This window comes from Bartonella sp. PS17NMGDW (genome assembly GCF_042193555.1).
GTDB lineage: Bacteria > Pseudomonadota > Alphaproteobacteria > Rhizobiales > Rhizobiaceae > Bartonella > Bartonella grahamii.
Genome location: NZ_JBHILY010000002.1, coordinates 182,248 through 205,986 on the forward strand (window position 1 = coordinate 182,248; position 23,739 = coordinate 205,986).

The 23,739-nt window shown below is 37.3% G+C and carries 19 protein-coding genes; 8 read left to right on the forward strand and 11 right to left on the reverse strand.

The window, feature by feature from the left end; all coding sequences use genetic code 11:
• Window positions 1-757: 757 nt before the first annotated feature.
• A complete protein-coding gene (locus ACFIJK_RS02165; protein ID WP_375626179.1) occupies window positions 758-2,530 on the reverse strand; it encodes an ABC transporter ATP-binding protein in 1,773 nt (590 codons plus the stop codon).
• Window positions 2,531-3,139: 609 nt separating this feature from the next.
• A complete protein-coding gene (gene infC, locus ACFIJK_RS02170) occupies window positions 3,140-3,658 on the reverse strand; it encodes a translation initiation factor IF-3 (RefSeq protein WP_026500140.1) in 519 nt (172 codons plus the stop codon).
• A 195-nt stretch (window positions 3,659-3,853) separates the two neighbouring features.
• On the opposite strand from infC, the gene ACFIJK_RS02175 reads away from it, so the two are divergent.
• The 3 genes from ACFIJK_RS02175 to dapE all read left to right on the forward strand — a co-directional run bounded on the left by ACFIJK_RS02175 (window position 3,854) and on the right by dapE (window position 6,808).
• Window positions 3,854-4,663, forward strand: a complete 810-nt coding sequence (locus tag ACFIJK_RS02175) for an alpha/beta hydrolase (RefSeq protein WP_375625481.1) — start codon at window positions 3,854-3,856, stop codon at window positions 4,661-4,663.
• A gap of 3 nt (window positions 4,664-4,666) precedes the next feature.
• Entirely contained in the window at window positions 4,667-5,428 is a 762-nt protein-coding gene (locus tag ACFIJK_RS02180) for a M48 family metallopeptidase (protein ID WP_375625480.1), read from the forward strand.
• Window positions 5,429-5,635: 207 nt separating this feature from the next.
• Window positions 5,636-6,808, forward strand: coding sequence for a succinyl-diaminopimelate desuccinylase (gene dapE, locus ACFIJK_RS02185; RefSeq protein ID WP_375626182.1), 1,173 nt, complete (start codon window positions 5,636-5,638; stop codon window positions 6,806-6,808).
• Window positions 6,809-8,429: 1,621 nt separating this feature from the next.
• On the opposite strand, the gene hemW is transcribed toward dapE, so the two are convergent.
• Both hemW and rdgB read right to left on the reverse strand, forming a co-directional pair.
• Entirely contained in the window at window positions 8,430-9,629 is a 1,200-nt protein-coding gene (gene hemW, locus ACFIJK_RS02190) for a radical SAM family heme chaperone HemW (protein ID WP_375626184.1), read from the reverse strand.
• Window positions 9,626-10,273: an RdgB/HAM1 family non-canonical purine NTP pyrophosphatase gene (rdgB, locus tag ACFIJK_RS02195; protein WP_375626186.1), complete on the reverse strand. Its 648-nt coding sequence runs from the start codon at window positions 10,271-10,273 to the stop codon at window positions 9,626-9,628. Before rdgB ends, hemW begins: the two co-directional genes overlap by 4 nt.
• A 530-nt stretch (window positions 10,274-10,803) precedes the next feature.
• Here rdgB and hrcA point away from each other — a divergent pair.
• Window positions 10,804-11,874 (forward strand): heat-inducible transcriptional repressor HrcA, encoded by a 1,071-nt coding sequence (gene hrcA / locus ACFIJK_RS02200; RefSeq protein WP_273787508.1) that lies wholly within the window; start codon window positions 10,804-10,806, stop codon window positions 11,872-11,874.
• 124 nt (window positions 11,875-11,998) lie between these two features.
• On the forward strand, window positions 11,999-12,661 hold the full coding sequence (gene grpE, locus ACFIJK_RS02205) for a nucleotide exchange factor GrpE (RefSeq protein ID WP_375625476.1): 663 nt from the start codon (window positions 11,999-12,001) through the stop codon (window positions 12,659-12,661).
• Between the two features lie 106 nt (window positions 12,662-12,767).
• Here the strand turns inward: grpE and thpR are convergent, their stop codons facing one another.
• The 6 genes from thpR to ACFIJK_RS02235 form a co-directional block, all read right to left on the reverse strand.
• Window positions 12,768-13,307, reverse strand: coding sequence for an RNA 2',3'-cyclic phosphodiesterase (gene thpR / locus ACFIJK_RS02210; RefSeq protein WP_375626189.1), 540 nt, complete (start codon window positions 13,305-13,307; stop codon window positions 12,768-12,770).
• A 626-nt stretch (window positions 13,308-13,933) separates the two neighbouring features.
• Window positions 13,934-14,227, reverse strand: coding sequence for an HPr family phosphocarrier protein (locus ACFIJK_RS02215; RefSeq protein WP_012754483.1), 294 nt, complete (start codon window positions 14,225-14,227; stop codon window positions 13,934-13,936).
• Window positions 14,228-14,244: 17 nt separating this feature from the next.
• Window positions 14,245-14,643 carry a PTS sugar transporter subunit IIA gene (locus ACFIJK_RS02220; protein ID WP_375626191.1) on the reverse strand — a complete coding sequence of 133 codons (399 nt, stop codon included), beginning with the start codon at window positions 14,641-14,643 and terminating at the stop codon, window positions 14,245-14,247.
• A gap of 134 nt (window positions 14,644-14,777) precedes the next feature.
• Window positions 14,778-15,242 carry an HPr kinase/phosphatase C-terminal domain-containing protein gene (locus tag ACFIJK_RS02225; RefSeq protein WP_273787504.1) on the reverse strand — a complete coding sequence of 155 codons (465 nt, stop codon included), beginning with the start codon at window positions 15,240-15,242 and terminating at the stop codon, window positions 14,778-14,780.
• Window positions 15,243-15,265: 23 nt separating this feature from the next.
• On the reverse strand, window positions 15,266-17,050 hold the full coding sequence (locus tag ACFIJK_RS02230) for a stimulus-sensing domain-containing protein (protein WP_375625472.1): 1,785 nt from the start codon (window positions 17,048-17,050) through the stop codon (window positions 15,266-15,268).
• Between the two features lie 39 nt (window positions 17,051-17,089).
• Window positions 17,090-17,812: a response regulator transcription factor gene (locus ACFIJK_RS02235; protein WP_005774392.1), complete on the reverse strand. Its 723-nt coding sequence runs from the start codon at window positions 17,810-17,812 to the stop codon at window positions 17,090-17,092.
• 386 nt (window positions 17,813-18,198) lie between these two features.
• Here ACFIJK_RS02235 and lysM point away from each other — a divergent pair, with 386 nt between their 5' ends.
• The gene (gene lysM / locus ACFIJK_RS02240; RefSeq protein WP_375625471.1) at window positions 18,199-18,654 is read left to right on the forward strand and encodes a peptidoglycan-binding protein LysM; all 456 of its coding nucleotides are present in this window, start codon (window positions 18,199-18,201) and stop codon (window positions 18,652-18,654) included.
• Window positions 18,655-18,762: 108 nt separating this feature from the next.
• On the opposite strand, the gene ACFIJK_RS02245 is transcribed toward lysM, so the two are convergent.
• On the reverse strand, window positions 18,763-19,317 hold the full coding sequence (locus ACFIJK_RS02245; RefSeq protein ID WP_375626195.1) for a copper chaperone PCu(A)C: 555 nt from the start codon (window positions 19,315-19,317) through the stop codon (window positions 18,763-18,765).
• Window positions 19,318-20,282: 965 nt separating this feature from the next.
• Between ACFIJK_RS02245 and dnaK the strand changes: the two genes are divergently transcribed.
• Together dnaK and dnaJ are read left to right on the forward strand one after the other, a co-directional pair.
• Window positions 20,283-22,175, forward strand: coding sequence for a molecular chaperone DnaK (dnaK, locus tag ACFIJK_RS02250; protein WP_375619241.1), 1,893 nt, complete (start codon window positions 20,283-20,285; stop codon window positions 22,173-22,175).
• A 157-nt stretch (window positions 22,176-22,332) separates the two neighbouring features.
• A complete protein-coding gene (dnaJ, locus tag ACFIJK_RS02255) occupies window positions 22,333-23,475 on the forward strand; it encodes a molecular chaperone DnaJ (RefSeq protein WP_375626197.1) in 1,143 nt (380 codons plus the stop codon).
• Window positions 23,476-23,739 lie beyond the last annotated feature (264 nt).

Sequence of the window (23,739 nt, forward strand, 5' to 3'; positions counted from 1 at the left end):
GTTAAGGTATTGGAGGAATATCACTTTAGTTTCGGATGTAGAAAAAACAGCAAAGCTTGCTTTAAAGCAATCTACAACAGTAAAAAAGTTTTATAATAAATCTTCTCTTATTTTTTAATGTTTTTCTTTTACGCTGAGTGTATCTATAATTTGCAGCACAATTTATAATTGTGAGCCTATCCTGTTGTACCATAAAAGACTGACATTTGAGGTTTGGTGATATAAGGCATGTAAGTCTTTTTGACAAAGTATTTTGAAAGCACAGGGTGAATATTTAGGGTAAGTCTTGTATAAGTGAATCACATGATTTGTTATCAAGTGGAACGAACTCAATAAAAATCTGGATTGTTTACAGATCAGATTGGGTAGAATCTTTGTCCTTTAAGGTGTGTGGAGAAAAAATTGTTAGTGCAGGGATAAACACGGATAAAGGTAGTATTAATCCAGATTCATCATCATAATCCGCGGCAATTTTTTCAGACCTTGATGCTCTCTCTTTTAGGATTCAAAACATTTATGAATGTTTCAACACTTATTTGAGGAAGGAAAGGGGTTTTTGAAGTTTCACTGTTAAAGTCAATTGCATTCAACAAAATAGCGAGTAAAGTTTTCATCTAAATCCAAGAAGTTTATTTTCAATAAACCATAAATTCTTTGCCAATTCTTGATTGAAGTAATACTTTTTTTGGTAACAAGCCTTTTTTATAAATGGAGCATTACCTTCTATCCATTTTTATTTCAAATCTTATTTAAGGATCTAGAAATTAGGAGGTATGTCTTTGAACTGGATATTATGAATTTTTTTATAAAACCCATGTTCTTTTGCTAGCAATTCTTTCTGAGTACCTTGTTCAATCAGTTGTCCATTTTGTATGACCACAATTTTATGAGCACGAGCAATCGTTGAAAGGCGATGAGCAATAATGATCGTTGTGCGTCCTTTGGTAAGGTGGTGAATGGCTTCATTAATTTGTGCTTCGGTGTGTGAATCAAGCGCACTCGTTGCTTCATCAAGAATCAGAATTTCGCTATCGTGAATCATTGCTCTAGCGATAGCGAGCCGTTGTTTTTGCCCCCCTGAAAGGTTACAGCCATTATCACCTATCTGTGTATCATAACCATTTGGCAAACTCATAATAAAGTCATGAGCATTTGCTGCTTTTGCTGCTTCGATAATTTCGTCATCACTAGCCCCTTCTTTTCCAAGTCCGATATTATATTTAACAGTTCCTTGAAAGAGAAAAGTATCCTGTCCTACATAGGCCATCAGGTTTCTCAGAGAGCGAAATGTTGTGTAGCGAATATCTTGATCATTAATCAATATGCGTCCTTTTGTGGGGTCATAGAGGCGCATAATAAGGTTGATAAGGGTTGACTTTCCCGAACCGGATGGTCCCACCAATGCTGTCATTTTTCCGGCTTCTATTTCTAGGTTGATATCTTTCAATATCATTTTGTTATTAGTGTATGCAAAAGAAACATGTTCGAAACGAATAGTTCCCTGCTTTTTACTCAGATCTTTAGCTTCTTTATGTTCTATAACTGTAAGGGGACAATCGAGTATTTCAAACATTGTACGGATATTGACCAAGCCAGATTCAATTTTGACACGTACATTTGCTAGTCTTTTTGCGGGTTCATAAGTTAAAAGTAAAGCAACAATAAAGGACATAAATTCACCTTGAACACCTGCGCGTTGGGTTGCAAGATAACCGGAAAAACAAATAATACCTGCAATGGCAACACCCGTGAGTGTTTCCATAATCGGATTGGTAATAGCTTCGAGTGTGGCAATATTGTTTGTTTGTTTTTCAACATCACAAATGGCTTTGTCCATCCGTTTTTTCATGACCTCTTCTAGTGAAAAGGCCTTGATGATTCGAATACCAACAGCCGTTTCCTGTACGATTTTAATAATTTCACCAAGTGAAAGGAGCTCTTTTTCCATCAGGCGGCGAACGCGTTTTAAAGCCATTCGAACGCCTAAAAAAGCTAGTGGTCCTACGATTAAAGTAATGGAGATTAACACAAAGTTTTGAATGAACATGACAAGCAACAGACCACTAACGGAAAGCAAATCACGTACAAAAGTTGTGATAATAGTATCAATTATATTACGTACAGCTGTCGCATTATGAGTTACACGAACAAGAAGATCAGATGAAGTGTTATTATGATAAAAAGAGACTCCTTGTTCCATAAGTCGTGCAAAAATTTTACGCTGTTGTTCCGCAATGATACTATTGCCTGCTTTGTTTAGAAAGTAAGTTTGGGAAAAAGTTGCGACTCCTTTGAGAATAAAGATAAAAGCAATGAAGCTAGAAATCAAAACAATCATAGGAAAATTTTGTGCATCAATAATCTGATTAACAACATCACGCATAATCCATGCACTGGTTGCTGTGGTACAAGAAATGATGATCATTGAGAAAATCGCAGCACTGTACCAACGCATATGTTTACGAAAATTTTCTCGCAAAAGGCGGATAATAAGATGTTTATCAAAAGAGGAAATTTGTTTTTTAGCCATGAAATGCTTCTATATTCTCTCATTATTTTATGCAAGATTGAAACATTCTTAATTAAAAAGCCCCTTAATCTTTTTTACAAAAATAGCCTTTTCTTTCAAGGTTCATCATATCAATTTCACGACGGTGAGAGTGAAAAATGTAGTGCAAAGTTTCTGTGAAAGGTATAACGAAAATTTGTTGTTCATCATTATTTTTAATTTTCAATAAAAGGTAACGGCGAGTTTCACCATTGTATTTACCAATTTCTATATTGTGATAGCCTTTGGCACTTGAAATAGCTCACAAAAAATATTTCGCTTTTTAATAATTTTTATGTATCATTTCCGTTTGTGATGTGTAAGCAAAAATTTTTGCCGCATTACATGATAAGAGAGCTTGAAATAAGAACACCTTACGATGTTTGAGCTTTTTCATTTAATATGCAAAATAACGAATTCTTCTTATAAATCGATAAAGCATTATTAAACTCTTAAAAGGATTTATACACATTTATAAAACCTTAGAAGCACCACAAAAACTCTATGTGGTGCTTCTAAATAATACCATACGCATCATTTTGATGAGTTGCACGCTGACGAGTTGCATGCAAATATTATTCCAATGCAAAACTATTTAGGTGCTATCACCATCATCATTTGCCGGCCTTCAAGCTTTGGCTCCAATTCAATTTTGGCAATTTCACTTGTATCTTCTTTCACACGCTGAAGAAGCTTTAATCCAAGATCTTGGTGAGCCATCTCACGACCACGAAAACGCAAAGTAATCTTTACTTTATCACCATGATCAATAAAGCGATGAACAGCCTTGAGTTTGACTCCATAATCATGGACATCAACATTTGGGCGCATCTTAATCTCTTTGATTTCGATGACTTTTTGCTTCTTACGTGTTTCAGCAGCTTTTTTTTGGGTTTGATATTTTAATTTGCCCAAATCGATGATTTTACATACGGGTGGCTCCGCATTTGGTACAATTTCAACCAAATCAAGCCCCGCATCTGCAGCCATAGCAAGAGCTTCTTGTATCGCAACAACTCCCTGATGTTGCCCCTCATCATTGATAAGCTGAACATGAGGTACTCGGATATCCTGATTTGAACGTGGTCCGTCTTTTTGGGTAGGTGTCATTTTAAACGGTTTACGAATGGTTTATGCTCCTTAATTTTGATTCAACTACAGTTAATTTAATATACAATTATGCGCCTAAAAACAACTATAATTCGCGCCTTTTTCATTATTTGATTTATTACTTTTTGAAATGATTTAGATTATAAAAGTTTTTCTTTTAATTTAAAGAAATCGTTTTATGGAGGATAAAGAATTATGGATCAAAATATTCCTTGTCAGTTTTTTTCGTTTGAGAACACCGCACTTGCAGTACGCTATCGCAAGGGGCGCCAATCTCCAGGTTTGGTTTGGCTTCATGGCTATCTATCCGATATGTCAGGGGATAAGGCGATGTTGGTTGATAGTTTTGCTCAGAAGAATGATTTGTCTTGTTTACGTTTTGATTACTCTGGACATGGAGAATCAGGTGGTGATTTTTTTCAAGGAACGATTTCACGCTGGGTTAAAGAAAGTTTAGCGGTTTTTGAAACTTATTGTGAGGGTCCACAAATTTTGATTGGCACCTCTATGGGCGGGTGGATTGCACTCAAGCTTGCTATGATGTTAGCACAGAAAAATAAGAAGCTTGCTGGCATGATCTTGATTGCGCCAGCTCCTGATTTTACACAAACATTGATAGAATCAGGGTTGGGTCGAAAGGGGTGGAAAATTTTAGAAGAAACAGAGCATATTGAACGATCTGCGATTAGTTATACGGAGCCGGTTCCCTTTACAAAAGTATTTATTGAAGATGGCAGAGACAACTGCGTCATGAAGGGATGTATAGATGTTGGATGTCCAATCCATATTCTACAAGGGATGGAAGATGTGGAGATACCCTATCAGCATACTATGACTTTACTTGATCATTTGCCTCTCCATGATGTAACATTGACACTCGTTCGTGATGCTGATCATCGCTTTTCTCGTCCGCAAGATTTGGATTGCCTCGAAACGGTATTGAGGTCATTGATTGACCGGATTAATGCGGGAGAAGGGGCAAATTCATTGATGATGAAGATATAATGTATGAGCATTTCTAAACAGCATTTTATTTTTTCTGATCGCTCTGTACCTGTACAGGTGCGGGAAAATAAGTGCGCGCGCCGTCTTACCTTACGTATTGATGCGAGCGGACAGAGGATTTGTGTAACAACACCACCAGCGATAAGTCTCTGTACGATTCAAAGTTTTATTGAAAAGCATCGGTCTTGGATTGAGGCGCGTCTTGCTCGTGTACAAATCTCTCATGAAAATGCTTATCTCAAAGAGGGGGCAACGATTCCTTTGTTGGGTGTTTGCCATTCCATAAAGCATAGAGAAGGACGTGGGGTAACGGAAATTATTGCAGGAGATGCAGAACAAGAACCTCAAATTATCGTTTATGGTCAATTAGAATACCTTCCAAGACGCATTGCTGACGTTTTGAAAAAACAAGCAGCACGTATTATAACACCTTTGGTGGCACATTATGCCCATAAAGTAGAGCGTAAAGTCAAATCAATTTGTTATAAAGATACGAGAAGTCGTTGGGGGTCTTGTTCAATAGATAAGCGTCTTTCTTTTTCTTGGCGCCTTGTTATGGCACCAAAAGAAGTTGTGGAATATGTTGTTGCTCATGAGGTTGCTCATCTTGTTGAAATGAATCACGGTCCAAGATTTTGGGCTCTTTGTGAAGAACTATGTCCTGATAGTAAAACGTATCGTGCTTGGTTGAAGGAAAATGCTCATAGATTGCAAGCAATTAATTTTGATTCATATAATTTAGAGGCGTCAAAAACTTTCAAATGAAGGCAATATTTAACGGAACTTTTTGTTGAGTGTTTTGTTGTGTGTGTACTTGCTCATGCATAATGAGGAAGCCATTGAAGCTCTCAGCACGATTGTTTTCCCCTGCTTGGTTTGCTGAGTGTCTTCAATGTTTTTGCTTTATCTTTTTTGTAATTCAGCGTAATAACCTTAAGTTGCTATGACTTATAAAAAATGGGAAGGGACCTTATGCCTGTTCTTACAGATCCGCTTCAGCTATTACAGAGACTTATCCGTTGTCCTTCTGTTACACCTCATGAAGCAGGGGCTTTATCAACTTTGGAACAATTTTTGAAAAAAATGGGATTTCATGTCGAGCGCCCTATTTTTACGGATAAAAATACAGATAATGTTGAAAATCTTTATGCCAAAATGGGAAACGAAGGACCCCATCTTATGTTTGCGGGTCATACAGATGTTGTACCACCAGGTGCATTGGATGAATGGACCTATTCACCTTTTGAAGCTGTCATAGATCAGGGAAAATTATATGGGCGGGGTGCTGTTGATATGAAGGGCGGAATCGCTTGTTTTATTGCGGCGCTAGCGCGAGTTCTTGAGAAACGGTCCATTAAAGGAATGGTAAGTTTTTTGATTACCGGTGATGAAGAGGGACCTGCTGTTAATGGTACTATAAAACTTCTCAAATGGGCGGAAAAAAAGGGCGAAAAATGGACTGCGGCTCTTGTGGGAGAACCAACAAGTGTAAAGACTGTTGGGGATGTCATCAAAATTGGTCGCCGCGGATCGATTTCTGGTATCATTACCGTGAAAGGTCGCCAAGGTCATGTTGCTTTTCCAGAGCGGGCTGCTAATCCCTTGCCTTTGGCAAATAAGCTTATTCAGGCATTGACACAAACTGCTTTAGATAAAGGGACAGAGAATTTTCAACCCAGTAATTTGGAGCTAACAAGCATCGATACCGGTAATTCAACAGTCAATATTATCCCAGCGCAGACAACAGTTCGTTTTAATATACGCTACAATGATCTTTGGACAAAAGAAACACTGGTGGAAGAAATTGAAAAGCGTCTTGCTTTGGTGCAATCAAAAAACAATAGTGATCAATATCCCTCTTATCAGCTTGAATGGATTCCAAGTTTAGGGGATGTTTTTTTGACCAAAAATGATAAACTCATTCAAACTTTATCCAATGCTATTAAAAGTGTAACAGGGAATATACCAGAATGCTCCACTTCAGGTGGGAGTTCGGATGCGCGATTTATTAAGGATTATTGCCCAGTGGTTGAATTTGGCTTACCAGGGCAAACGATGCATATGGTAGATGAGTGTGTAGCCCTTGATGCGGTGGAAGCTCTTACTACTATTTATGAGCGTTTTATTGTTGATTTTTTTGCATGAAGAAATGATTGCTGGTTCAAAAATACCTTTGTCTTGTTGTTCCATAAGATATTACCATTTAAGGTGTGGTGATATGAGACTCGTAAGACTTAATATATTAAGTGGTTTTAGAGTAAGTGGTGAATCTTCTTAAATTGGGCTTCTTGCCTGTAGCGTCTTTAGTTAAGTGAATTACATAATTTGAAAGCCAAGAGGGAGCTGCTTTAAGAAGCAGAACTGTTTACAGACTATATTGGATTAAAAATATTTGTTTTTTAAAGTTTGGAAAGGAAGTTAATACGCAATCATAATGGAAAACAATGAATATTATATCATAATTGTGTGATGACCGGTTGAAGCCATAAAGACACACAAAAACATGCTGCTATTGTAAAAAATTCATACAACATAAATGCGCTCATTCATAGCTCGTGTCTTAATATGGTTTCTGCACTCTCATAAAAGGTACCTCTTATTTCAATTAGCCTCTCTTAGAGTAAAGTCCATAGGAAACGCGTTTTAAGTTTGTTTGACTTCATATATTTTGCCCTGCCTTTTTGTTCCCAAGAACTTCTGTTGCAAAATCATTACGAGATAGAAGGTGAGCTCATTTAATCAGCTTTAATATTGGTTATGATAAAGATACACAGAAATTCTTTTGTAGCATCACGTTGACTTCTTTAGCCTAGTATTTTTCTCAATTTTTTAATAAAATAACCTTAAAGGACGCGTACAGACACTCATAAGCATGTATGCATACAAATAAAATCATATGGGATTAATGTCGTTTCGCTCGCTAACAAAATAATCTCGATTCATATCTGATATATTTGCCATTTGAGTGCATTATTTGTTTTAATAAAACTCATGATTTTGCTGTGACTTATAGATCAATACCAATCATACAGCCGCGTATCTCAAATAAATATTGGTTCAGTATTTTTTTGCGACAACAGCTTTTATATACCAGAATAGGATAAAAGTATTGTGTATATCTATTTTTTTGTAATCTCTGAAACAGACATACAACCACAACCTGATTGAGGGAAAATATAAAGGTATAAAGGTGAAAATCAGTGTGCTTTTTTACTCTCCTTTTTTATTCGGTTTTACAGTTTTCAAAATTATCTAGAGTAATACCTTTTTAAATAATTAGAGATTGATACATGGTTTCATGCTCATTTCTCTGGTTCTTTAAATGGTGCCACGATTTCATAAAAAACAATACATTATCGTATTATGCATTCACATACTTGTTTTAAAGAAATTTTCTCAATATTTGTCACATTCGTGCCATTACGGTGTTTGTGAATAGTGTAATATAAAATTTTCCGTGAAGTGTATAAAGTCTACAGTGCCCACCATCTTTACGTTTATGAAAAAAAAGTTAGACCACCACACACTTTCTAGCTCAAAATATTGCGATAGCTTTTAGCACTTAAGGGTGTTCATAAGAGTTATTTTTACTTCTTTTTATAGCTTTTTTATCCATACGTTTCTCTACTTTTAAGGTGTAAGCAAATGGTGGTAACTAATTTACTGTAAATAGTTTTGAAATGAGAGTATCTCACGATACTCTAATCTCGCCTTTTCTGTGAAAAATGATGATTATGATTAAAATAAGTATGTTGTTATAAAAACTTTAGTTTGCGAGTTGGCTGATGATGTGATCAAGAACAATACGTCCTTTGGTTGTCGCTTTTAAGCGTTGGTTATCCACCATTTCTATCAATTCTTGGTGTTGTAAATCGATCAGTTTTTCCATTGGGATGCGTTTAGGGCTTAAGGTTTCATAGCGTATAAGTTCTAAGCCTTCGCTAAGGCGTAATCCCATAAGGAGCATTTCATTTGCCTGTTGTTCAGTGGTTAAATGTTCCGTTTCAATACAGCCATGTCCTGTTGTTTCTACCAAATTAAGCCACTGTTCAGGATGCTTTTCATTTATTGTGACATAACGTTCGCGGTTTTCAAGGTGTGATGACAATGTTTTTGAACAGGCAGAGGAATGATTCGGTGCGTGCTCAATGAAACGTCCATGTGCTCCTGGACCAAAGCCTGCATATTGGTGATAACGCCAGTAAAGAAGATTGTGTGCTGATTCAGCACCGGGTATTGCGTGGTTTGAGATTTCATAGGCAGGAAGACCATGCAATGCTGTTATTTCTTGGGTAAGATTATACAGATCTGCTGCTAGCTCTGATGGGGGAAGGATAAGTCTTCCTGCATCATGAAGCCGTTTAAAGGCAGTTCCTTCTTCGATTGTCAATTGATAAAGAGAAAGATGGTCCGCTGCCAAATCAATTGCTTGTATAAGTTCAGATTTCCATTGTTCAAGGGTTTGTTCGGGACGGGCATAAATGAGATCAAAGGATAAACGTGGAAAAATTTGTCGTGCTAAAGTAATGGCAAAAAGAGCGTGTTCCACATTATGGAGTCGGCCAAGTTTGCGCAATGCTTTATCATTGAGCGCTTGTATCCCTAGAGATAAGCGATTAACACCTGCCGCACGGTATCCACGAAAGCGCTCTGCTTCCACACTGGATGGATTAGCTTCTAATGTAATCTCAACTTTATCATCGACTACCCATTTTTTTGCAAGTGCTTGCAATAGGGCATCGACAGTTTGCGGCTCCATAAGAGAAGGGGTTCCTCCACCAATAAAAATACTTGTAATATGGCGTGGGCCTATTTTGTGATATTGCGTTTCTATTTCGCGCTTAAAGGCGGTGACAAAACGTGGTTGATCAACACCATGGATGCGAACATGCGAATTAAAGTCACAATAAGGACATTTAGCTGCACAAAAGGGCCAATGAATGTAAATGCCAAAAGGTTCATTCATGAGAATGCTAAAAGGTTTTCTGCCAAAAGTTTGAAAGCACGTGCGCGATGTGAAAGAGGCGGAATATCATTACGTTTCCAGTTGTGTTTTTGCTCTGTTGACATTTCTCCAAAGGTATTTTCATATCCATCTGGTAAAAAAATAGGATCAAAACCAAAGCCTTTGTCTCCCAGTGGAGGCCAAATGAACGTTCCTTCAACGCATCCGCGGAAGTAATCTGCATGAGCATCAGGCCATGCAATGCAAATGACGGATATAAAACGGCATTTTCGTTGGCTTTTTTCTCGCGCTCCAACTTTTTGGAGTTCATTTTCTATTTTTTCCATAGCTTTGGGAAAATTACGTGTACCATCAGCTTGAATTGCCCAATCAGCGGTATAAACGCCTGGTGCACCCTCTAATGCATCTACCTCTAAGCCTGAATCATCAGAGAGGGCAGGAAGTCCTGTCTTTTTTGCTGCTGAAAAAGCTTTAATATAAGCGTTTTCTTCAAATGTTTTTCCCGTTTCTTTTGGTTCTGGCAAGCCCAGTTCTTTTGCCGATTGTATTATTAAACCGAAAGGCTTAGTTAAAGTAGTGATTTCATGCAATTTGCCGGTGTTATGTGTAGCAATGACAAGTTTTTTATCTGCTATGCTTCTCATATAGATTTCTCCAAAAATGAAAGGGGAATTGTTTTTGTGCTAAAAACCGGCTTAAATGCTCATACACACACATTCTGCTTGATTTTACATAATATGATTATTTTACACGTTTTATGATATTTTATTCCAATAAAATTTTTTATCTTGTATGAAGATAACCTTGCAAAGATATGAAAGACATGTCTTTTTCTTATGATAGCATTTTTATGGTAAATTTCCAATTTCTTGTTTGCTCTAAAGGGTGAAATTTTCTATTTACAGCGGTTTTTGAACAATCCAGATTCTCTTGGTCAAATTATCTTGGCAAGTTCCTACAGCAGACCACTTTACAGATCAACTCTTAATCTTAAATATTTCTCACACACTCTAACAAAAAATACCTCCTGCGTAATTTATCAATCATCACTCTGAAGCTAGCATTTTACGGGTCAATAGGATAATATGTTTTTATACTACTTTAGACTATTTGACCAAACCTTGGCAAAACTTATATAAGAGATGAGGATTTTAAAAGTAGTGAAACAATTGTGATGAAGCACAAAACTATTGATAATGAACTAAAATATCTTGATGAACGTTCACGTGATATTTTTCGCCATATTGTTGAAGCTTATCTTAATGATGGTGAACCTGTAGGGTCACGCAATCTTTCGCGGCTTTTACGACAGACATTATCGCCTGCGACGATTCGCAATGTGATGAGTGATCTTGAACATCTTGGTTTGATTTATGCACCACATGTTTCTGCGGGTCGAATGCCGACACAATCAGGTTTACGCTTTTTTGTAGATGCATTTATGGAAGCGGGTGATTTGCCAAACGAAGAGCGAGAAAATATTGAAATGCAAGTCAAAGAGGCTGGTCATGCACAATCGGTTGAACATTTTCTTGTTCAAGCAAGCCGAGTTCTTTCAGATCTTTCACGTGGGGCAGGGCTTGTTTTAGCAACAAAACAAGAAGGAACATTGAAACATATTGAATTTGTGCGTCTTGATAGGGAGCACGCTCTTGCCGTTTTGGTGACTCAACAAGGTGAAGTTGAAAATCGTATTGTTCATTTGCCAGAAGGGGTTACCCATGCACAATTGACGGAAGCAACGAATTTTCTCAATGCCCATATCCAAGGACGTACATTGAGTGAAGCTAAAGGGGAAATTGCTCGCTTATGCGCAGAAACACGGGCTGCGCTTGATGATTTATCGCATCATCTTGTTGAAACGGGATTAGCTCTTTGGGGAGGAGAAGGTGCTGATCATAAAATACACCTCATTGTTCGCGGGCGTAGCAATTTACTTGAAGATGTGAAAGCAGAAGAAGATTTAGAACGGTTACGCCATTTGTTTGATGATCTTGAAACGCGTGAGAGTATGGCACAGCTTCTCGATTTAACGGATGAAGGTTCTGGGGTTCGAATTTTTATTGGTTCAGAAAATAAGTTATTTTCACTTTCTGGTTCTTCTTTAGTTGTAGCACCTTATCGTGATTCACAACAAAGAGTCATTGGTGCTTTGGGCGTTATTGGTCCTACAAGGCTTAATTATGCAAGGATTGTGCCCATGGTTGATTATACAGCTCAACTTGTGTCACAGTTATTGCGTTAAAACGATGCAGGTAAGTATTTGTACTATAGAAGCTCATTGTATTATATACATCGATACCCCTTGATTTTTGTCTGTAGAATTTCGATATCGAGAATAACGAATCTTATGAAGGAATAAAATTTTTATGTCTGATGAAAAAAACAAATTTACTGACGCTTCATTTGAAAATTGTGATTTAAAAAATCCAGCTGATCGTAATACACTTAAACAGGCAGCCGATGAATTTTTAAAAACACATAAAACAGAGGAACACGAAAACGTTGAAAAAGAAAGCAATGAGGTTAGTGATCTTTTAGCGTCTTTGCAGGATGAAAATAAAGAACTGAAAGATCAGCTTTTACGTCTTGTTGCAGATATGGAAAATCTTCGACGCCGTACTATGCGAGATGTGGCGGATGCAAAGGCTTATTCCATTGCTAATTTTGCACGGGATATGTTATCGGTTTCTGACAATCTCAATCGTGCTTTGGAAGCCATTCCAGAAGGGGCGCGGGAAAGTGATGCTGGTTTGAAATCATTGGCAGAAGGCGTTGAAATGACTGAACGTGCCATGATGGCAGCATTAGAACGTCATGGGGTGCAAAAAATTCATCCAGAGGGACAAAAATTTGATCCTCATTTTCATCAAGCGATGTTTGAAATTCCTAATGCCGATGTTCCAGATAACACTGTTCAACAAGTTGTTCAGGCAGGTTATATTATCGGGGAAAGGGTGTTACGTCCAGCTATAGTGGGTGTAGCTAAAGGAGGAGCAAAAGAAGCTTCTGGTGAAGCTGATTCTGCTTAAAACACATCAATAATAAATCTCCAACATAAAATGCAGTATTCCCTGCAATTACACATATATGAGGTCTTTTCTCAAAGAGTTTTTAAAGGGTGTTATAAACACCCTTTTATCTTTGAAGCGCCCAACTTCCTTTTACAAGATACACGGACTCGCTTGAGGGAGATGACGATGAAAATAAAACAAAATGATCAACCTCAAAAGGAGGGATAAAAAAATCATCTTGAAAAGATAGATAAGAAGAAAGATCTTCAAGATTGATATCAAATATTCGTGCAAGAGTAATATGCGGAATAAATTGTCTTTCATCAGGCTTTAACTCTAATTTATTCCGGATATATTGCATCTTTTCATGTAAAAGATTAAGCTTTTCACAAGGTTCAATGCGAACTACAAGAGAATGGGGAGCATTTTCTGAACCAAAAACTTCAAAACCATCTATTTGTAGCATAAAAGGAGAGAGCTTTATTGTATCAAAGGCGTGCATAAGTGCATCTGCGGTAGCACTTTCAACTTCACCGAAAAAAGATAAGGTGACGTGAAAATTTTGCGGGTTGATCCATTGCGCTTTTGGTAAGCCATTTTGCAACGATACAAGTTGTTGTGTTGTTTGTTGAGGAATCTGAAGGGCACTAAATAGACGACCCATAATATTATCTCCTTATAATGAAAGATGCTATTCCAAGCACAATATAGATAATAAGGGCGAGGCATGTACCATAGAAAATAAGGCAATAGTATTGAAAAAGAATGTCTAAAAAATGCTTACTATAATTATGAGCGTACAAAGCTTATTCGTTTTAAAAAATGGTTATGATATCGATAAGAATTGCGTTTTCATGAGCTGTATCACAATGATGTGCAATAGAAGATTACTTATGTATTATAAAGACTACAAAGTGAGCAGAAAATAAGAAAAGTTGATAGATTTTTGATGTGCGAAATTATTTTGACATCTATCTTTAGCCTAAAATAAAGCATATTCTAATACAAGGTGAAGAGTTCTCTTTTTCTGTAAAGATTTAATTATACGGTTAAGTCGGGTAATAGCCGTAATACGCAAAACTATTCAAATTGATCAAATAATGTTAGGAAAGGAGGGAAAAACTCCAGTATAATAAAATTACTATAAGCTTTTACATTTATGATAATTATGCCAATCCATAATGGATATGAATATTGGTATAAAAGCGGGAAGAGAAATTAAAATTCAAAACAATGATGGAAAGTTCCTATTTTCTAAGAATCATCATCCTTATTTATGGTGAGAAAGCGCTAGTTTTCCTCTCCAAAGTTGTTATTGATAAGCTTTTCAAGAGCATTAAGAGCATCTGTTGCTTCTGGTCCTGAAACACGAATGGTGAGGTTGCAACCGGATGAAGCCGCTAGCATCATAAGTCCCATAATTGATGATCCACCAACGATTTTTCCATCCTTTTCAACTTCAACAGTAACATTAAAATTGTCAACAGTTTGTACAAATTTTGCAGAAGCACGTGCATGCAAGCCACGTTTATTACAGATATTGAAATGACGACTTATACATGGGAGGGTATCTTTGGAAAACATTGGTATTTTATTATCCACTATAAAATCATACTTGGTACATTAATATATTTACGCCCTGCTTCTTGTGCTATTCTTAACGCGTCTGATAATGAAATATCAGGACATTTGCGAATAGAAATCAGTTTAATAAGCATGGGCAAATTAACACCCGCAATCATTTCAACGCGTCCTTTTTCAATAGCAGGGATAGCTATATTCGATGGTGTTCCACCGAACACATCTGTTAATATGATTACGCCATGATCCGTATCTGTATCGGTTACTGCGGCTATAACATCACCTCGGCGCTGATCTATATCGTCATCGGGATAAACGCATATTGTTGCGAACTTTTCTTGTACACCAACAACATGTTCCACGGCATGTAAAAATTCGACAGCCAGCTCACCGTGCGTTACAAGCACGAGTCCAATCATTTACGCAAACTCCTGTTAACTAATAAGATCCGACCATATTGGTGGGAAACACATTTTACAAGGCTTTGTCTTGCTGCCAAGAAAAATTTGCAAAAAAAAGGCAAAAATTGTGATTTTTTATCTTTAGAAAAAAATTAGACAGATTTTTGCCATATTTTTCTAAACAAAAATGCTTCAATAGCTTGACAAATGGCTGTACAATCGGCTTCACGAAGAGAGGGAAGTTTTAAAAGAGGAATGTGCAAATCTTCAAATTGAAAAGTTTTATTTGTGGAAAAACGTTCATATTCTGGACCGAGAAAAATAACACAATCGATAGTTGTATGCTTTTCAAATTCTATCATATAAAGACCAACGCCACGAATCTCGATACCGCCCTCTAAATTATCAGGAGTGTATCCGTGGAGCTTTCCATTTTCCGCACGCAACATTGTATAATCATCACTGATAAGCTTCGCTTCACGTTTTGACCACTCAGCACGGTCGAGCAAAGAAAGGGTAAGGGTTGATTTACCTGATCCCGATGGACCTATAATTAACAGCCCCTTGCCGCCTAATTGAAGGCAATTTGCGTGGAGTATTTCACATTTTGTTTTCATGTCTTTTACTTTGGATAAAAGATTTATTTAGCGAGGGGAAGCATAATAATAAAACGTGCACCAGTTTTACACTTCCCAAGTGTAGGATCAATAATATTTTCGGCTGTAATTGTCCCATTATGAGCCTCGATAATTTGCCGACTAATAGAAAGGCCAAGTCCAGAGTTTTGTCCAAAAGCATCTTCGTTTGGTCGATCTGTATAAAAACGCTCAAAAATGCGTTCAATATTTTCTGAACGAATACCTGGGCCATTATCTTCAATGGTTAAAATAAGGGTTGAAGCATGACTTTTCATAGTAATGCAAATTCTGCCACGATTCCGAGGAATAAAAGAACGTGCATTTTCAAGAAGGTTTGAAATCACTTGCCCTAAACGGAGTTCATGTCCCAATACAAGATAGGCTTTTCCATGAGGACGCGGGACAATATTAAGGCTTATATCAATGGTTTGCGTATTACGATACACTTCCTGAACAGCATGAACAAGACTTTCCAAAAGCGGTGTCATATCAACAATCTCTGCGGTTTCTCGTGCAAGCTCTGCATCGAGCCGCGATGCATCAGAAATATCTGTAATCAACCGATCAAGACGGCGCACATCATGTTGAATAATTTCAAGCAATTTCTCTTGTGCTTCTTCATTTTTAGCCAGAGGGAGCGTTTCAACAGCACTGCGTAGGGAGGTGAGAGGATTTTTTAATTCGTGGCTTACATCAGCAGCAAAGCGTTCAATGGCTTCAATGCGCATATAAAGGGCATTAGTCATATCACGAATAGAGGTTGAAAGGTGACCAATTTCATCTTCACGCATTGAAAAATCAGGAATTTCTACACGCTGATTATTGCCATTACGCACTCGATTAGCCGAGGCAGATAATTTACTTAATGGATGGGCAATCGTATGGGCCAAAAAGAGAGAAAGGACCAAAAGTACGCTGCCTACAACGGCAAAAACTTTAAAGATAACCAGCCTTTCACCTTTTACAATGTTATCAATATCAGAACCAGTGGTTGAAAGAAGAAGAGCTCCAACCACTGCGCGATAGCGTTGAACAGGAACAGCAACAGAAACAATTAATTGACCTTGTCTGTTGCGTCTTTTAGCCGTAGCAAGAGATCCGTTTAATGCGCGGTACACTTCTGGATAAGCAATACCACTGGTTTTTGTTTGTTCTCTGTCAAGAGCAATACCTTTGCCATAAAATGTGCTTGAATACCATGAAGTAAGGCGATCCCACATGCTTTGTTCTGTTTTAAGTGGGGGTAAATCATAACTGAAAACTTCTCCACTAGAATAAAGAACGCGCGAATCAAGAAGGAGAGTAGCATCACGATCATAGATACGTGCTCTTGTCGTTTTAGGTGTGATGAGACGTCGTAAAAGAGGGGCAACTTGCTCAGGGTTAATAGGGAAATCCCAAGAATCGGTTGATTGAGGGGCGGGTGTAACGCTTTCACCAGTTTGTAACTCTAAGAGTTTTTGGGGATCAATGAGGATAGAATTTGTATCTACTGTTGCAGAAGCAGCAATAGCCCCAGCAATAATTTTTCCTTGGGTACATAAACTTTTAATTTTTGCTTCAATTAAACCATCGCGAAATTGGTTAAGGTATAAAATGCCTGTAACTAAAATGGCAAGGGCAGCAATGTTTAATATAACAATGCGACGTGTGAGGCTGGAAAAAAGCAATTGTCTAAAGAGACGTTGTGTACGAAGATGCAAACGGGCAAACATAAGAAATGGCGTTGAGGATGTACCATTAACGGTTGTTTTTTGTAAAGTTTCCAGTTGAGAATTGTCTGTCATCGATTTGATTGCCGTTCAAATTTTTGCGACAAAGTAGTTTTATACCTCGTGGAAACGATAACCTACACCATAAAGTGTTTCAATCATTGCAAAATCATCATCCACTTGTTTAAACTTTTTACGCAGACGTTTAATGTGACTATCAATGGTGCGATCATCTACGTAGACTTGATCACTATAGGCAGCATCCATTAAAGCATCACGACTTTTTACAACTCCTGGTCTTTGTGCTAAGGTTTGCAGAATCAAAAACTCCGTAACGGTTAAAATAACAGGTTTATCTTTCCATGTACAGGTATGGCGTTCTTGATCCATCACAAGATCTCCACGTTTGAGAGAAGAGGTGGAAGAAGTTCCTGTAGAAAGTGGTTGGTTACGTGCATTAGAACGGCGCAAAATAGCTTTCACGCGTTCAATGAGAAGACGTTGGGAGAAAGGTTTAGTAATAAAATCATCAGCTCCCATTTTGAGACCAAATAATTCATCAATTTCATCATCTTTAGAGGTAAGAAAAATAACTGGAAGATCAGATTTTTGACGTAAACGACGCAAGAGTTCCATCCCATCCATTCGGGGCATTTTAATATCAAAAATAGCTAAGTGTGGAGGGTGAAGTGTGAGACCCTTGAGTGCAGATGCTCCATCTGTATAGCTTTCAACCCGATATCCTTCTGTCTCAAGCGCAAAAGATAAAGATGTCAAAATATTGCGATCATCATCAACAAGTACAATCGTTTGTGTGATTGTTGGTGTATCTTTCATGGTTTCTTAGACCTTTCTATTGCTGTGGTAGCAAATTACCCACACTTATTTATATGGGAGTTCATATTTTTTTTGCAAAACAAATATGATACAAATTGTAGCAAAGTAAAAAACCTTTTGTCATTACTGTAAAATCTTGTTTTGCTTTCATAATTCATAATGTTTCTACGTCTATTAAGATCCCTTCGTTTGAGAGAAAATTTTCATAAAGGCTTTTTTTATCAAGGTTTATTACAAAGTTTATTATTGTATTTGTCTCATAATTGAACAGGTATAGTTTTGATTGTTGAAGTTTAGAAAATCTGCCTATGTGTTTTAAGAGCAAAGAAAAGAATGTGGCAATATATGCACAAAAATTTGTTTCTGCTACACGGAAGGAGGTTGTAATGGGATTTTTTAATTTTATTAAAACTGTAGGGGAAAAGTTAGGTATTGGGGACCATGAACCAAAAGAAAAAGATTTTAAGACGGCATTTGATCATTTTCAACTCGGTACAGAAAAAGTAAATATTCAAGTTGAAGACGGTAAAGCTATTTTAAGCGGTGAAGTTCCAGACAGGGAAACACTTGAAAAAGCACTGCTAGTTGTTGGCAATTCACAAGGTATCTCTTCTGTAGATGTTGATCAATTAAAGGTTATAGATACAACGCCCAGAAAACCTTCTCGCTTTTATGAGGTTAAATCTGGTGATAATCTTTGGAAAATTGCTGAAGAGGTTTATGGAAAAGGGCAAGGTAATAAAAACACTTTTATTTTTGAAGCCAATAAGCCAATGCTAAAATCTCCCGATAAAATTTATCCTGGACAAGTTTTACGTATTCCTGAAATTGACTATAGTTAATTCATCAAAGGGGAGAATTTTTTACTGATGGCATTAAACAAAAAATAAAGAAGCGTGCAAAAGTTTCACGCTTCTTTATTTTAAAAGTGTGTATTATAAAAAAGGAATTTAGTGACCAGGAGAGGATTTAGAAGGTGATGGTATTTTCATAGCGTTTACAGAGAAATCAACATCAATCGTTCCTGCTTTCTCAAATGTCAATTTTGCGCTAATTTTATCACCTAACTTGAATGGTTGTGAAAGCCCCATAAACATAATATGATCGCCGCCAGGCTTAAGCGTAATTTCGCCATTTCCCGGAATTTCAATGCCATTGTGCATTTTTTCCATTTTCATAATATCATTAACGACAGCCATAGAGTGTATCTCTGTTTTTTTTACTCCGTTTGTGGAAATAGAAACCAAACGGTCTGGGGTATTACTGTGATTAATAATGTAGAGATAACCGCTACCAACTCTTATACCTCTAGGTGTTTCGCGTGTCCAAGGATTGAGAATTTCTATGTCGCCAAGTTGATATTGCTGAGCACCTGCAGGCAGGGTTATACCAGCAAAGAGAAGAGCACACACGATATTTATGATAACCTTTTTGTATGGATATTGTGTATTTATTATATTCTTAAAGATAAGATTTGTTATTTTCTTAATAATAGATGTCATCATTGATTTACCCTCCTTCATAAGGTTCACACTTTGAATAACTTTTTATTTTAGCAGAGCTTTTATTTAAAATAAAAGAAAGAAATGCTAAAATGAAATTGATTTGAATATGAGAATAAAAATCATAGAATTCTTTGATTTTAAAGGAAGATAATAAGGTTTACAATGACAACACACCTCTTAACGCTTCCGTGTTCATCTCATAATAGTGTTTGTAAATGGTATAAAATCTATGATGCACTACTACTTTACTTAATAAAGATATAACACAGAACAATCATCAACCACTTTACCAATTTTTAATATTACGACAGCTCTTGGTATCTTAAAGCGTTTATACAGAGACATTTTTATATATTTTCAAAATTCAAAATTATACAGTTAAGAAAAAACGCTTTAGGTGGGTTTAAAGCACATCTTTCAAATAGCAGTAAACAATGAGACCGTTAAAAGGAGAATTTTTGAAAGGAGATCGATAAATAATATCTCTACTGATATGAGCATTAGATATGATGACTATTTTAGTCCAAGGAAAATTTATAATATTCGTGATATAAATTATTCGCCTTTTAAAAAGCTTTTACGTGAGTATCTTTTGTTAATGATGAGAAAATTAAGAGCGAGAGTGTAATCATTCTTTTGTTTTTTAATTTTTATAGAAAGATATATTTATTGAAAATTGCAAGAAAAATATATTATGATCTCAAGTCTCTCATAAATATGGTATTTATGGGTCATTAGAGCGCCTATTTTAAAATAAATTTTTTATTTTGGAGATGTTTCTCTCATTATTCTCTTGTAGCAATAAAAGCCTGTTCTTATATACGAGGCAGCAAGGCTTATTGCGACTTGCAATTTAATTATTTTATGTTGCTTAAAGCAATATATGGGCTTTGAGTGTTATGAGGAGCTGTCTTAAAAAGATGCTTTATGAAGGTTGAGGTAGCTTGCTGAATGGAGATTATAATATGGCAAAAGTAATTGGTATTGATTTGGGGACAACGAACTCTTGTGTGGCTGTTATGGATGGCAAAAACGCAAAGGTTATCGAGAACTCAGAAGGAGCACGAACAACACCTTCCGTTGTTGCCTTTACTGATGGGGGAGAGCGGCTTGTTGGACAGCCTGCTAAACGGCAGGCGGTAACAAATCCTGAAGGGACAGTTTTTGCAGTTAAACGTTTGATAGGGCGTCGTTTTGATGATCCTATGGTTGAAAAAGATAAAGCACTTGTGCCTTATAAAATTGTTAAAGGTGACAATGGTGATGCATGGGTTGAAGAAGCGGGTAAGAAATATTCTCCATCGCAAATTTCAGCTATGATTTTGCAAAAGATGAAGGAAACAGCTGAATCTTATCTGGGTGAAAAAGTTGAACAAGCGGTTATTACTGTTCCTGCTTATTTTAATGATGCGCAACGCCAAGCGACTAAAGATGCGGGTAAAATTGCTGGACTTGAAGTTTTACGGATTATTAATGAGCCGACTGCTGCTGCTTTAGCTTACGGTTTGGATAAAAAAGACGGAAAAACAATTGCTGTTTACGACCTTGGTGGTGGTACATTTGATATTTCAGTACTTGAAATTGGAGATGGCGTTTTTGAAGTTAAATCAACCAATGGAGATACGTTTTTAGGGGGTGAAGACTTTGACATGCGCTTGGTTGGTTATTTTGCAGATGAATTCAAAAAAGAGCAAGGAATTGATCTGAAAAATGATAAACTCGCTTTACAGCGCTTAAAAGAAGCGGCAGAAAAAGCAAAAATAGAGCTTTCTTCGTCACAGCAAACAGAAATCAATTTACCATTTATCACGGCAGATCAATCAGGTCCCAAGCACTTAACAATGAAATTGACTCGGGCAAAATTTGAATCTCTGGTTGACGATTTAGTGCAGCGCACCATCGAGCCTTGTAAAGCTGCGTTAAAAGATGCTGGATTAAAGGCCGGTGAGATTGACGAAGTTGTTTTAGTGGGTGGTATGACACGTATGCCCAAGATTCAGCAAGTCGTGCAAAGCTTCTTTGGTAAGGATCCACACAAAGGCGTTAATCCTGATGAAGTTGTTGCAATGGGTGCTGCCATTCAAGGGGGTGTATTGCAAGGCGATGTCAAAGACGTGTTGCTTCTAGATGTAACACCTTTATCCTTGGGGATCGAAACCTTGGGTGGTGTTTTTACACGTCTCATTGAGCGCAATACCACTATCCCAACGAAAAAATCGCAAGTTTTTTCGACAGCTGATGATAACCAGAGTGCTGTGACTATTCGTGTTTTCCAAGGTGAACGGGAAATGGCGAGTGATAATAAGTTATTGGCTCAATTTGATCTTGTTGGTATTCCTCCAGCACCGCGTGGTATACCTCAAATTGAAGTTACTTTTGATATTGATGCGAATGGTATTGTTAATGTTTCGGCCAAAGATAAGGGAACTGGTAAAGAACATCAAATTCGTATTCAGGCATCAGGTGGTTTAAGTGATGCTGATATTGAAAAAATGGTACAGGATGCGGAAGAGCATGCAGCTGAGGATAAAAAACGCCGTGAAGGTGTTGAAGCCAGAAATCAAGCGGAAGCTCTTATTCATTCAACTGAAAAGTCACTCAGTGAATATGGCGATAAAGTATCAGCTGAAGAAAAAGGACAGATTGAAACAGCAATATCTGATTTGAAATCTGCGCTTGAAGGCAGTGATACTGAAGAAGTAACAACAAAGATGCAAAAATTAGCTGAAGTCAGTATGAAGCTTGGACAGGCTATGTATGAAGCTTCACAAGCAGCGAGCGCTGACACTGAAACAGAAGCAAAGAATGACGATGTTGTTGATGCTGATTTTGAAGAAGTTAATGATAAGAAGAAATAGTGTCAGCATATGTGTTGATTAATTTATAAACCCGGCCTTTGAAATATAAGGCTGGGCTTTATTATTTGAGTGAGTTGCAACTTTGTTGCTAAAAATATAAATTAAAAGCAATCTTATCCATAAAGATGGATGACAGAAAAATTATCAGGAATACATGATGAAGGTTGACTATTATGAAATTCTTGGCGTGACTCGCGAATGTGATGATAAAAAGTTGAAATCTGCTTTTCGTAAGTTGGCAATGCAATATCATCCTGATCGCAACGCGGGGGATAAAGAGGCAGAGCGAAAATTCAAAGAAATTGGCGAAGCCTATGAAGTTCTTAAAGATCCTCAGAAGCGTGCTGCTTATGATCGATTTGGCCATGCGGCCTTTGAAAATAGCGGTGGTCAAGGGGGAGCAAATCCCTTTGGCGGTTTTGCTGCTGGTGGTGGATTTGCGGATATTTTCGAAGACTTTTTTGGTGAGATTATGGGAGGTACACACCGTAAGCGTGGTGATAGTCGCGAACGTGGTGCAGATTTGAGTTATAATATGGAAGTGACTTTAGAAGAGGCATTTTCAGGAAAAACTGCAGAAATTAATATTCCCAGTTCCGTCACGTGCGATGTTTGTGAAGGATCAGGAGCGAGAAAAGGTTCTAAGCCACAAGTTTGTGGAACATGTCATGGATCTGGTCGTGTGCGTGCTGCGCAAGGTTTCTTTTCTATTGAGCGAACATGTCCTTCATGTCATGGACGTGGTGAAACTATTATGGATCCATGCCCAAAATGTCAGGGGACACGACGCATAGAGAAAAAACGTTCATTGAGCGTGAATGTTCCAGCTGGTATTGAAGATGGAACGCGTATTCGCCTTTCTGGTGAGGGTGATGCTGGTATTCGTGGTGGCCCCAATGGTGATCTTTATATTTTCCTTTCCGTTAAACCGCATGAATTTTTTCAGCGAGAAGGAGCAGACCTTCACTGTCGCGTTCCTATTTCAATGGTAACAGCTGCTTTAGGAGGAGAGTTTGAAGTTTCCGATCTTGATGGTGTTAAAGCGCGTGTTAAGATCCCAGAAGGGACACAAAATGGACGTCAATTCCGCCTTAAAGGCAAAGGTATGCCCATGTTGCGCCGTCAGCAAGCAAGGGGTGACCTTTACATCCATATCACGATTGAGACACCACAGAAATTAACGCAAGAACAACGTGAACTATTGCAAAAATTTGAAAAACTTTCAAATCATGAGAATTCACCGCAATCACATGGCTTTTTTTCACGTATGAAAGAATTTTTTGAAAATATTTCTGGTTAAAATATGTGAATGTTCTCAGAATAGATTAGAAAAAACTTTTGGAAGGTTATTTTAATTAAGCTTTCTATAGCCTTATCATCTGTGAAAAGCATTTTTTTCTTGAAAAGAAAAGAGAGAAACGATTAATTTAGGGTAAGTGCCTGCCACTGATAGTTTTTTACATTTAACGAGTTTTATGGATAAGTCTTATTTTTGAGTATCTATGATATTTTAAAAAGGACTTATCCATACAAGAAGAACGCAATTGAGTGACTAATTTCCAGT